At 67.5% G+C, this 12,308-nt stretch carries 9 protein-coding genes; 3 read left to right on the plus strand and 6 right to left on the minus strand.

The genetic code is table 11. The features are described from left to right. Positions 1 to 84 precede the first annotated feature (84 nt). Both A1D30_RS24170 and recQ read left to right on the plus strand, forming a co-directional pair. Complete coding sequence (locus tag A1D30_RS24170; protein ID WP_063463277.1) at positions 85 to 330, plus strand: type II toxin-antitoxin system prevent-host-death family antitoxin; 246 nt, start codon at positions 85 to 87, stop codon at positions 328 to 330. Between the two features lie 150 nt (positions 331 to 480). After that, positions 481 to 2,376, plus strand: a complete 1,896-nt coding sequence (gene recQ / locus A1D30_RS24175; protein WP_242422027.1) for a DNA helicase RecQ — start codon at positions 481 to 483, stop codon at positions 2,374 to 2,376. Positions 2,377 to 2,444: 68 nt separating this feature from the next. Here the strand turns inward: recQ and ipdC are convergent, their stop codons facing one another. From ipdC to A1D30_RS24205, 6 genes are all read right to left on the minus strand, one after another. Further along, a complete protein-coding gene (gene ipdC, locus A1D30_RS24180) occupies positions 2,445 to 4,091 on the minus strand; it encodes an indolepyruvate/phenylpyruvate decarboxylase (protein ID WP_063463278.1) in 1,647 nt (548 codons plus the stop codon). Between the two features lie 164 nt (positions 4,092 to 4,255). Continuing rightward, positions 4,256 to 4,954 (minus strand): anaerobic ribonucleoside-triphosphate reductase activating protein, encoded by a 699-nt coding sequence (locus A1D30_RS24185; protein ID WP_242422028.1) that lies wholly within the window; start codon positions 4,952 to 4,954, stop codon positions 4,256 to 4,258. Beyond that, positions 4,929 to 5,132 (minus strand): anaerobic ribonucleoside-triphosphate reductase, encoded by a 204-nt coding sequence (gene nrdD / locus A1D30_RS24190; protein ID WP_063463280.1) that lies wholly within the window; start codon positions 5,130 to 5,132, stop codon positions 4,929 to 4,931. Before nrdD ends, A1D30_RS24185 begins: the two co-directional genes overlap by 26 nt. Before the next feature lie 87 nt (positions 5,133 to 5,219). Then, a complete protein-coding gene (locus A1D30_RS24195; protein ID WP_063463281.1) occupies positions 5,220 to 7,238 on the minus strand; it encodes a ribonucleoside triphosphate reductase in 2,019 nt (672 codons plus the stop codon). A 224-nt stretch (positions 7,239 to 7,462) separates the two neighbouring features. After that, a complete protein-coding gene (locus A1D30_RS24200; RefSeq protein WP_063463282.1) occupies positions 7,463 to 7,891 on the minus strand; it encodes a hemerythrin domain-containing protein in 429 nt (142 codons plus the stop codon). Between the two features lie 84 nt (positions 7,892 to 7,975). Continuing rightward, on the minus strand, positions 7,976 to 10,258 hold the full coding sequence (locus A1D30_RS24205; protein ID WP_063463283.1) for a nitric-oxide reductase large subunit: 2,283 nt from the start codon (positions 10,256 to 10,258) through the stop codon (positions 7,976 to 7,978). A gap of 277 nt (positions 10,259 to 10,535) precedes the next feature. Here A1D30_RS24205 and norR point away from each other — a divergent pair, with 277 nt between their 5' ends. Next, positions 10,536 to 12,101 carry a nitric oxide reductase transcriptional regulator NorR gene (norR, locus tag A1D30_RS24210; protein ID WP_063463284.1) on the plus strand — a complete coding sequence of 522 codons (1,566 nt, stop codon included), beginning with the start codon at positions 10,536 to 10,538 and terminating at the stop codon, positions 12,099 to 12,101. Positions 12,102 to 12,308: the final 207 nt, after the last annotated feature.

Genomic DNA, 12,308 nt, shown 5'->3' on the forward strand with positions numbered 1-12,308 from the left:
AGTTGCATCAAGGCTGACGGACTGACGCCAGCGGACCCCGCACCACACGCATCTGTTGGTCTGGCCAGACGAAAGGAATCCACCATGCGCCGCTGGCAATTGCAAGACGCCCAACACCGCATCAACGAACTCACGGAGTGCGCTCTGCGCGAAGGCCCGCAACTGATCACGAAACAGGGTCGTGACGCCTTGGTGGTATTGGCTGTGTCTGAGTACCGGCGGCTGACGGACCAGGATGGGCTGGTCTCGCTGTTGCTACAAGCGCCGCGTGGCAAGTTGCTGGAACACGGCCACCCACCCAAGCCCATCCGTGCGCTGACGCTGGAGTGACGCCCAAGCGGGGCTATCTGAAAAGCGCAGTGCCAAGCGCACAATAGCGGCCTTCGTAGTCGGGAACGCCTGCTGCGCAAAACATTGATCAAATTGGCCTCTAGCGCTTGATGTACAAGCGCTACCAGCTATCAATTTCAGAGTATTCGTTTGTCTTCCCGCCTGTCCCCCGCTTCGTCCCCCGCCCACACCGTCCTTCACGGCGTCTTTGGCTACGAACAGTTCCGCGGCCCGCAGCAGGCCATCGTCGAGCATGTGATTGGTGGCGGCGACGCCCTGGTGCTCATGCCCACCGGCGGCGGCAAAAGCCTGTGCTACCAGGTGCCCGCCATCGTGCGCCAGCAGCAGGGGCGCGGGGTGACCATCGTGATCTCGCCGCTGATCGCGCTGATGCACGACCAGGTGGGCGCGCTGCACGAGGCAGGGGTGGATGCGGCATTCCTCAACTCCACGCTGAGTTTTGACGAGGCGCAGGATGTGGAGCTGCGCCTGCAGACCGGCGACATCACGCTGCTGTACGCCGCGCCCGAGCGGCTGAACACGCCGCGTTTCCTGGGTCTGCTCGACAGCCTGTACCAGGGCGGGCACCTCTCGCTGTTTGCCATTGACGAAGCGCATTGCGTGAGCCAGTGGGGCCACGATTTTCGCCCGGAGTACCGCGCGCTCACGGTGCTGCACGAGCGCTATGCGGGCGTGCCGCGCATTGCACTCACCGCCACGGCCGACGACCTCACACGCGCCGACATCATCGAGCGGCTGCAGCTGGAAGACGCGCGGCTGTTCATCAGCAGCTTCGACCGGCCCAACATCCGCTACCGCATCGAGGAAAAGAAGGATGCCACCACGCAGCTGCTGCGCTTCATCGAGCGCGAGCATGCAGGCGAGGCGGGCGTGGTGTATTGCCAGTCGCGCAAGCGCGTGGAAGAGCTGGCCGCCACGCTGTGCGATGCGGGCCTGACGGCCCTGCCCTACCACGCAGGCCTGGACACCAAGGTGCGCCAGAAGAACCAGGACCGCTTTCTGCGCGAGGAAGGCATCGTGATGGTGGCCACCATCGCGTTCGGCATGGGCATCGACAAGCCCGATGTGCGTTTTGTGGCGCACGTGGACATGCCCAAGAACATCGAGGGCTACTACCAGGAGACCGGCCGCGCGGGCCGCGACGGCCTGAACGCCGATGCCTGGATGGCCTATGGCCTGAACGACGTGGTCAACCAGCGCCGCATGATCGACGAGAGCCCGGCGGGCGAGGAGTTCAAGCAGGCGCTACGCGGCAAGCTCGATGCGTTGCTCGCGCTGGCCGAGGCCACCGACTGCCGCCGCGTGCGGCTGCTGGCCTACTTCGGCGAGGAGTCCACGCCCTGCGGTAATTGCGACAACTGCCTGAACCCACCGGCGGTGTGGGACGGCACCGATGCGGCCCGCAAGCTGCTGTCCACCATCTACCGGGTGCACGCGGCCAGCGGGCTGACCTTTGGCACGGGCCACATCATGGACATCGTGCGTGGCAAGGACACCGAGAAAGTGCAGCAGTTCGGCCACGACAAGCTCTCGACCTTTGGTGTGGGCAAGGAGTATTCCGAAGCGCAACTGCGCGGCGTGCTGCGCCAGCTGCTGGCCACCGGTGCCGTGGGCCTGCACAAAGTGATGCTGGAAAGCGGCCACAGCTTTGACACCCTGAGCCTCACCGAAGGCTCGCGCGCCGTGCTCAAGGGCGAGGTACCGGTGCAGCTGCGCGAATCCACCGCTGCCGCACCGGCCAAGCGCGCACGCACCCGCAAAGGCACGGGCAGCGCGCCGCCCGCCGCCGCAGCCAACCTGGGCCCGGATGCGCAGGTGCGCTTCATCAACCTCAAGTCCTGGCGCGCCGAGGTGGCACGCGAGCACAACCTGCCCGCGTATGTGATCTTTCATGACGCCACGTTGGCGGCGATTGCCGAGCGCAACCCCGCGTCGCTGGACGACCTGCAGGGCATCAGCGGGATGGGGGCGAAAAAGCTGGAAGCCTACGGAGCGGACGTCCTGCGCGTGGTGCGCGCGGGGTAGCCCAGCGGCCGCGCGTGGCTGCACCGCGATGCGATGGCTGCAGGGCTGCGTGAACAGATCCTTCGAACTCAGGCAGCCGACGCCGCCCGTGCCCGCAGTGCGCGAATGCCTTCGGAAAACCGCCGCAGCGTGGGCGTGCTGTCCCCCGGCGGCACCATGAGTTCGATGAGCTGAAACCGCCCGCGCTCGGCAAATGCGGCATCGAGCGCCGCCTTGAACTGCGCGCGGGTATGCACCCGGTGGCCGCGCCCGCCCAGCGCGTCGGCGGCCTGGGCCAGGTGCCAGTCGCCCAGCGCGGCGCAGCGCGATTCGGTCTGGAAGGCGCGGATCATCTCCCAGGTCTGGTTGTTGAGCACGATGACCACCGGGTCCAGCCCCAGGCGCGGGCAGTTGCCCAGCTCCCAGCCCGTCATCTGGAAGGCGCCGTCGCCCACCAGGACCAGGCTGCGCTGGCCCGAGGCCACCTGTGCGCCGATGCCCGCAGGCACGCCAAAACCCATGGACGCGTAGTAGCCCGGCGCCACCAGCGGCGTGGGCAGCAGCTCCATGGCGGCGAAGAGGCAGTCGCCAATGTCGGCCACGATGTTCATGGGACCCTGCGCACGGATGTGGTCGTTGAGCGCGCGGGAGAGGTCGGCCGCGCACACGGGGGTGTCGTCAGCCACCAGGCCTTCGGGGCATACCGGTGCAGGCGGCAGTGTGCGCGTGGCCTGCTGGCCCACCGCCGGGGCGCGCGCCAACAGCGCCTCCACCAGCGCGGCCAGGGGGATGTTCGGGTACAGGTGGTGGCCCACGCGCGCCTCGCGGTGCGCGGCGATGAGCGCGCGGCGGAAGTCCATGCGCTGGGCGCTCACGCCGAAGTTGCTGTCCGACAGGATGGCGCCCAGCATCATGGGCAGGTCGGAATCGTCGAGCAGCGCGCTCGTCTCGGGCGCGCCCGCCACGCCCAGGTAGGTGCCGTGGAAGGGCACACCCTCCTCGGCCAGCAAGCCCCGGCCCATGAAGGTGGTGAGCACCGGCAGCTGCAGGCGCCGCGCCAGCTCGGCCACACGGCCCTCCAGGCCGAAGCGGCGCACCTCCACGTCCACCACCAGCACGGGGCGCTGGGCGGCGTCAATGCGGGCCATCCATTCGTCGGCGCACTCGGCCACGGCGGCTTCATTGAAGGGGCTGGGCGGCAGCAGGGGCACCTCGGCCATGGGATGCAGCGTCATGTCGCGCGGCACCTCGATGAGCACGGGCTGTGAGTATTCGCGGCAGCTGCGCAGCACGCGGGCGAGATCGGCGGGCGCAGTGGCGGGGTCGGACAGGCGCACCTGGTCGCAGGTGATCTCGCGGAAGATGCGCCACTGCGAATCGACATGCCGCACCTGGTGGTGCAGCACCAGGCCCGAGTGCGCCTCGACCTCGCCCGGGCAGCCGGCCAGCACCACCAGGGGTGAGCGCTCGGCATACGCCCCGGCTACGGCGTTGACCACGTTGAGCGCGCCCGCGCCGTAGGTGACGGCCACCACGCCCAGCCCGCAGTGCATGCGCGCGGCCGCGTCGGCGGCAAAGCCCAGCGAGGGCTCGTGGCTGAGCGTGACCAGGGGCAGGATGCCGCTCTCTTCAATCTGCTTGAACAGGGGCAGGATGAAGTCGCCGGGGATGCCGAAAATCTCGCGCGCGCCGTGGGTTTTGAGCGCGTGCAGCAGCTGGAGGCCAAGGGGGTTCATGGGCAGGGTTCCTTGCAGAGGGTGCCGTTGTGCGGCGATGGCGGATGATCCGCGCGGGCTGTGCAAGGTGCCTCTGATGCGCATCAAAGCGCGTGGGGTATCGCCGAAGTTCGCATGTTCATTTCAAACCAAGCGCTCTTGCGCAGGAAAAAAGCGTGCAGCGTTCACGCGCGGCGCAGTGCAAAGCTTGGGAACAGCGCGGCCAGCTGCTGCCGGTGCGCGTCCGTCAGCGCCCAGGCTGGTGCGCCGGGCGTGCGGCATTCCTGCAGCGCCCAGCGGCGCACGCCGCGCGCGGCCAGGGTGCGGGCAAGGTCCAGCAGCTCGTCCACGCCGAACAGCCCGGCGTGCCAGGTGGTGCGGCATTCGTGGTCGGTGCCGTGGGCCAGCAGCACCTCCAGCGCGTCCCAGGCGCGCGCACCGCTGCCGGGCGTGGCGGTGATGGCGTCGTAACGTTGCGGCAAGGCCTTGATGTCCAGGCCCACCCAGTCCAGCTGCGCCAGCAGGGCCGCGAGCCGCCCGGGGTACATGCCACCGGTGTGCAGCGCCGTCTGCAGGCCCAACGCCCGCACCTCGGCCAGCGCTGCAGGCAGTGCGGCCTGCAGCGTGGGCTCGCCGCCGGAAAACACCACGCCGTCGAGCAAACCACGGCGGCTTTGCAGAAAAGCCAGTGCGTGCTCCCACGGCAGCGCGGGCGGCGCCGTGGCATCGAGCAGCTCGGGGTTGTGGCAGTAGCCGCAGCGCCAGGGGCAGCCCTGGCAATAGACCACCGCCGCAAGACGGCCGGGGAAGTCGATGGTGGTTAGCGGCGTGAGGCCGCCCAGGCGCAAGGACTGCGCTTCAGCAGGCGCCGCTGCGGCAACCACCAGCGTGCTCTGCAAAGAAACGGCGCTCGGCATGCTCGCCGCGTTTGCCGGTGTTGAAGCTGGCCACCGGGCGGTGGTAGCCCATTACGCGGGTCCAGACCTCGCAGGGCTGGCGCTCGTCGTCGGTGAGCTGCACGGCGGCCAGGGCGGTGTGTTCAGCGGGGGAAAAGTGACTCATGGTGTGCTCCTTGGGGTTGAAATACTATGGTTTTGATAGCTGTCAATGCTTGATAGACGGGCGGAAATGCCCTTTTTTATTCATAAATCATGCCGCCAGACGCGCGCGTTTAGCAGCCAGCCGCTCTTCGTCGCAGCGTGGGCAGAACGGGTGCTCGCCCGCCAGGTAGCCGTGCGTGGGGCAGATGGAGAACGTGGGTGTGACGGTGATGTAGGGCAGGCGAAAGTTCGTCAGCGCCCGTTTCACCAGCTCGCGGCAGGCAGCGCCGCTGGAGACGCGTTCGCCCATGTACAGGTGCAGCACAGTGCCGCCGGTGTATTTGGACTGCAGCTGCTCCTGGCGCATCAGGGCTTCGAACGGGTCGTCGGTGAAGCCCACGGGCAACTGCGAGGAGTTGGTGTAGTACGGCTGCTCGGCCGTACCCGCCTGCAAGATGCCGGGCCAGCGCTTCTTGTCTTCCTTGGCGAAGCGGTAGGTGGTGCCCTCGGCGGGCGTGGCCTCCAGGTTGTAGAGGTGGCCGGTTGCTTCCTGGAAGTCGGTCATGCGCGCGCGTACATGGTCGAGCAGGCGCAAGGCCAGGCGATGGCCTGCTTCGCTGGTGATGTCTTCGCGGCCGCTCGTGAAGTTGCGCACCATCTCGTTGATGCCGTTCACACCCAGCGTGCTGAAGTGGTTGCGCAGCGTGCCGAGATACCGCTTGGTGTAGGGGAACAGGCCCTGGTCCATGAGCCGCTGGATGAGCTTGCGTTTGGTCTCCAGGCTTTGTTTGCCCAGCTCCATCAAGCGATCGAGTGCGGCAAACAGGCCCGCCTCATCGCCCGCATGCTGGTAGCCCAGGCGCGCGCAGTTGATGGTGACCACGCCCAGGCTGCCCGTCTGCTCGGCGCTGCCGAACAGGCCGTTGCCGCGCTTCAGAAGCTCGCGCAGATCGAGCTGCAGGCGGCAGCACATCGAGCGCACCATGTTCGGCTCCAGCTCGGAGTTGATGAAGTTCTGGAAGTACGGCAGGCCGTACTTGGCGGTCATGTCGAACAGCAGTTGCGCGTTCTCGCTCTCCCACGGGAAATCCTTGGTGATGTTGTACGTGGGGATGGGAAAGGTGAACACGCGCCCCTTGGCATCGCCCGTGGTCATCACGTCGATGTAGGCGCGGTTGATGAGGTCCATCTCGGCCTGCAGGTCGCCATAGGCAAAGGGCATCTCTTTGCCAGCGATCACGGGCACCTGCTCGCGCAGGTCGTCGGGGCAGGTCCAGTCGAAGGTGAGGTTGGTGAACGGCGTCTGCGTGCCCCAGCGCGAGGGCACGTTGAGGTTGTAGACCAGCTCCTGGATGCACTGGCGCACGGCGGCGTAGTCCATGGCATCGATGCGCACGAAGGGCGCCATGTAGGTGTCGAACGACGAGAACGCCTGCGCGCCCGCCCACTCGTTCTGCAGCGTGCCCAGGAAGTTGACGATCTGCCCCACGGCCGAGGACATGTGCTTGGGCGGCCCGGCCTCCACCTTGCCGGGCACGCCGTTCAGGCCCTCGTGCAGCAGCGTGCGCAGCGACCAGCCCGCGCAGTAGCCGCTGAGCATGTCGAGGTCGTGGATGTGGATGTCGCCGCTCCTGTGCGCCTCGCCGATCTCGGGCGTGTAGACGTGCGACAGCCAGTAGTTGGCCGTGACCTTGCCCGCCACGTTGAGGATCAGCCCGCCCAGCGAGTAGCCCTGGTTGGCGTTGGCATTCACGCGCCAGTCGGCCCGAGTGAGGTATTCGTTGATGGAGCTTTCCACATCCACCAGCGTCTGCTTGTCCGCCCGCAGCGTGGCGTGCTGCTCGCGGTAGACGATGTAGGCGCGTGCGGTGGCCAGGTGGTTGGCGGCGATCAGCGTCTGCTCGGCCACGTCCTGGATCTGCTCCACCGTGGGCGCTTCGCCGTGAAAGCGGTGGATCAGCACCTTGGTGACCTGCGCGGTGAGCAGCGCGGCCTCTTCGGCGCCATATTCGCCCGATGCCTGGCCCGCGCTGGCCAGCGCAGCACGGATGCGTTCGGGGTCAAAAGGAACACGCTGGCCGCTGCGCAAAGTGATTTCGCGCGGCAAAGTGACGAGGGTGGGCGCCATGGGTTCTCACAATCCAACAGGGGTTTAAAACACTACCTATGGTGTCCACGATACCCATCAAACACTATAGGTAGTTTGACCCAACACAACCGGGACGGTAAGCAGGGGTAAAAAAAAGCCGGCACAAGGGCCGGCAAAAGGAAGGTGCCGTCAGGCCCTACCGATGGATCAGGGTGCATGCGAAGGCATGCGATGGGTGCGCGATGGCGCGGTGACTCAATGGCTCAATGGCAGTCGGCGGTTTCCTCTTCCTCGATGCGGGGATAGAAGTCGTGGTCTTCGCGCTGCATGCGCTCGAACACGCTGCGCAGCACCACGTTGGCCTCGTTCCGAAAGCCCTGGGCGTTGCGGCGCACGTTCTCGGCCGTGTTCCAGCGGCGCGCAAACGCGTCGTAGGCACTGGCAATCGAGGCCATCTCGCTCTGGTACTGGCGGCCCAGGCGCGCCAGCTCCACGTTGCCGCCGCGCTGCAGCGCGGGGTACAGCACCTGGTCTTCCACGGCCAGGTGCAGCTTGATGGTGCCGCTCATGGCCACGATGCCCTGCGCGATGGCACTGGCATTGCCTTCCACACCCGCCTGGGCCAGGGCGCGCAAGGTGGCGATGCTGCGCAGGATGTCGGTGTGCTGGTGCTTGAATTTGTCGAGGTTCATGTTCGCTCCTTGTGGGATGAATGAATGCAGGGATGAAGGGCCTGCGCTGCCGCCGGGGGTGGTGGCGGCAGCGCGCGGCGCGGATCAGCGACGGGACTCCGCCAGGTAAACCCCTGCGGTGGCTGCCGGGGCCCGCGAGCCGAACAGCCCGCTCACCACCTGCCAGGCCACGGCGAGCGCGCCGACGATGAAGACCACGTCGCCGAAGGTGCGCACCCAGCGCAGGGTCTGGATGAAGGGCTGCTGCATGAAGGCCTCGCCCCGGGCGTACCACAGGCCTTCGCTCACGCTGGCATGGAACTGGAACAGGCCGATGGGCAGCAGGCTGGTGGCAATCATCAGCACCAGGCCCGCGTTGAGCCACCAGAAGCCGGCCTTCATGAGCCGTTCGCTGAACACCAGCTGCGGGCGGATATAGCGCAGCACCAGCAGCGTGAAGCCCAGCGCCAGGAAGCCGTACACACCGAACAGCGCGGCATGGGCGTGCACCGGCGTGGTGTTGAGGCCCTGCAGGTAATACAGCGCAATCGGCGGGTTGATCATGAAGCCGAAGACGCCCGCGCCCAGCATGTTCCAGAAAGCAACGGCCACGAAGCACATCAGCGGCCACTTGAGGTTGGCCATCCACTTCGCGCGGTGCTGCAGGCGCCAGTGCTCCCAGGCCTCGTGGCCCAGCACCACGAGCGGCACCACTTCGAGCGCGCTGAACGATGCACCCACGGCCATCACCGGCGTGGTGGTGCCCGCGAAGTACAGGTGGTGGAAGGTGCCAGGCACGCCGCCCAGCATGAACAGCGAGGCCGAGGCCAGGCTGGCCGCTGTGGCCATGCGGGGCGACACGAGGCCGAGCGTGGAAAAGATGAAGGCCAGCGCTGTGGTGGCGAACACTTCAAAGAAGCCCTCGACCCACAGGTGCACGACCCACCAGCGCCAGTACTCCATCACCGACAGGTGGGTGCGCTCGCCGTAGAAGAAGCCCGCGCCGTAGAACAGGCCGATGGCCACCACCGAGGCAGTGAGCAGCGCCAGCAGGTTCTTGTCGCCAGGCTGGCGGAACGCGGGCACGATGCCGCGCAGCATGAGCACCAGCCAGAAGGCGACGCCCGTGAACTTGCCGATCTGCCACAGGCGGCCCAGGTCCACGTATTCGTAGCCCTGGTGGCCGAGCCAGAAGTTCCACTCGGGCGGCATGATCTGCGCAATCGCCAGGTAGTTGCCCACGAACGAGCCCACCACCACCACGACCAGTGCCCAGAACAGGATGTCCACGCCCAGCTTCTGGTAGGCAGGGTCTTTGCCACCATGGATCAGCGGCGCAAGGAACAGCCCCGCCGCCAGGAAGCCCGAGGCGATCCAGAACAGCGCGCTCTGGATGTGCCAGGTGCGCACCAGCGAATACGGGAACCACTGCGACACGTTGATGCCGTAGAACTGCTGGCCTTCCACCGTGTAGTGCGCCGTGAATCCGCCCAGCAGCACCTGGAAGCTGAACAACGCGACGATGAGGAACAAATACTTGCCCAGGGCGCGCTGCGATGGCGTGAGCGGCACGCGCGAGAGCGGGTCGTGCTTGGGCGGCTCAGGGTCGGCCTCGTCGTGCTTGCGCAGGAAGGCCCAGCCCCAGACGAGGAAGCCCACGCCCGCCATCATCACGACCACGCTCATCACCGACCAGACCATGTTCTCGGCCGTGGGTTGGTTGCCGATGAGCGGCTCGTGCGGCCAGTTGTTGGTGTAGGTGGCCGTGATGCCGGGGCGCTCGGTGGCGGCAGCCCAGGCCGTCCAGAAGAAGAAGCCCGTCATCTGCGCGCGCCGCTCGGCGCTGGGCAGGGTGTTCTCCTTCATGGCGAAGTGTTCGCGCGTCTTGTGCAGCGCGGGCACGTCGCTGAACAGCTGGTCGTAGTACAGCGCGGTCATCGCGATCGCATCGGCCCGGGTGGACGACACCGTGGCCACGCCCGTCTCGGGGTTGTAGGTGTTGGTGCGGTACTCGGTCTTCATGCGGTCCTTCAGCACGGCCTGAGCGGCGGCATCCAGCTCGGCAAACGGCTTGCCGTGCGCGCGCTCGGCGGCCACATCGAGCCAGTGGAGCAGCTCGCGGTGCAGCCAGTCGGCCGTCCAGTCGGGCGCCTGGTAGGCGCCGTGGCCCCAGATGGAGCCCAGTTGCATGCCCCCCACCGACTGCCAGGCGGTCTGGCCGTCCAGGATGCTGTCGTGCGTGTAGAGGATCTCGCCCCCGGCCGTGGCGATCCGGGCGGGGATGGGTGGCGCGGTGCGGTAGACCTCGGCCCCGTAGTAGCCCAGCAGGCTGAAGGTGACGATGAGCACGCCGATCAGCGTGAACCAGAGCTTGCGGTAGTTACCCATGGCGGGCCTCCAGAGCGGTGAAAGGGGCCACAGTGGCCGGGCGGGCGGCGGGGCGCCACGCGAGCGGCATCGGAGTGCGCCGCGCAGGCGGAAGGTGAGGGCTCGATGTCATGGCAATCCTGAAACTGAAAACGAACAAGTCAAAAACGGTTCGCTCTCCTATCGCAAGCGGCAGGCCAGCGGCCTGGCCCATGCACATCAATGACTTAGCGCAATCAGGGTTTTTTTCACCCTTCACAAATCAGGTGATAAACACCATCGATAGGTAAAATTCACCATGCTTCACACGCCCTTGCTTGCCGACCTGGCGACCGACCTGCCCCAGGCCGTGCGCCTGCAGCGCCTGGTGGCGCACCTGCGGGACCGCTTTCACTGCGGCGCGGTGGCGCTGCTGCAACTGGAGGAAGACCACCTGCGCCCGGTCGCGGTGGAGGGCCTGGTGCGCGAGGCGCTGGGCCGGCGCTTCGCCGTCAGCCAGCACCCCCGGCTGGCGGCCATCCTGGCGCGCACCGACGTGACCTGGTTCCACCACGACAGCACGCTGCCCGACCCCTACGACGGCCTGCTCGACACGCTGGTGGGCGAGCCCCTGCCCGTGCACGACTGCATGGGCATCCGGCTGTCGGTGGACGGGCAGCCCTGGGGCGTGCTCACGCTCGATGCGCTGCAGACCGGCACCTTCGGCGACGACGCGCGCGCCGCGCTGGCCGACTGCCGCGTGCTGGCCGAAGCGGCGGTGCGCATCTCCCGGCTGGAGCGCGAGGTGCAGGCGCTGCGCACGGCACCGCCGCTGCGGAGCGTGGACGACGAGCGCACGCCCCGCGCGGGCGATGCAGACATGGAGATCGTCGGCCAGAGCGAGCCCCTGATGCGCCTGCTGCACGAACTGGACGTGGTGGCAGGCTCCGACCTGCCGGTGCTGCTGCTGGGGGAGACCGGCGTGGGCAAGGAGCTGTTCGCACGGCGGCTGCACCGCCAGTCGCCGCGCGCCGCCCGCCCGCTGGTGCACGTGAACTGCGCGGCCCTGCCCGAGTCGCTGGCCGAAAGCGAGCTGTTCGGCCACGTGCGCGGCGCTTTCTCGGGCGCAGTGGCCGACCGGCCGGGCCGCTTCGAGGCGGCCGAAGGCGGCACGCTGTTCCTCGATGAAGTGGGCGAGTTGCCGCTGGCCGTACAGGCCAAGCTGCTGCGCACGCTGCAGAACGGCGAGATCCAGCGCCTGGGCGCCGACCGGCCGCGCCGCGTGAATGTGCGCGTGATCGCCGCCACCAACCGCAACCTGCGCGAGCAGGTCACGGGCGGGGCCTTCCGCGCCGACCTGTACCACCGGCTGTCGGTGTACCCCGTGCCCATCCCGCCGCTGCGCGATCGCGGCAACGACGTGCTGCTGATCGCGGGCCGCTTTCTGGAGCTGAACCGCGCGCGGCTGGGCCTGCGCAGCCTGCGGCTGTCGGGCCCGGCGCAGGAGGCGCTGCGGCGCTACCCCTGGCCCGGCAACATCCGCGAGCTGGAACACGTGGTCAGCCGCGCTGCCCTCAAGGCGCTGAGCCGGGGCGTGAGCCGCGCCGACATCGTGACGCTGGAGCCCGCGCTGCTGGACCTGGACGCCGATGCCGTGCGCACACCGGCCACGCCGCCGGATGCCACGGCGCAATCCGCCGGGCCGCGTGCCGCCCTGCCGGCCGCCCCCACCGGCCCGCTGCGCGAGGCCGTGGACGCCTGCCAGCGCACCAGCATCACCACCGCCCTGGCGCAGCACGGGGGCAACTGGGCCCAGGCCGCGCGGGCGCTGGAGGTGGATGCGAGCAACCTGCACAAGCTGGCGCGCAGGCTGGGCATCAAGTAGATACTATTAATTTGATAGCTACAAAGGCAATACCATCGCGCGGTAAGGCCGTTTTTTTCGGCTCTCTTCCGTTTCGGGTGGAACACTACAGTACAAATAAACCCATTGACACCCCCCGAACAGGAGCCCTCCCCATGCAAGAAGCGTTGTTCTGCCAGGCATTGGGGCTGGCCGCGCCCTGGGCTGTGGAGCGTGTTGCACTGGACG

This window comes from Acidovorax sp. GW101-3H11 (assembly GCF_001633105.1).
Lineage (GTDB): Bacteria > Pseudomonadota > Gammaproteobacteria > Burkholderiales > Burkholderiaceae_C > Acidovorax.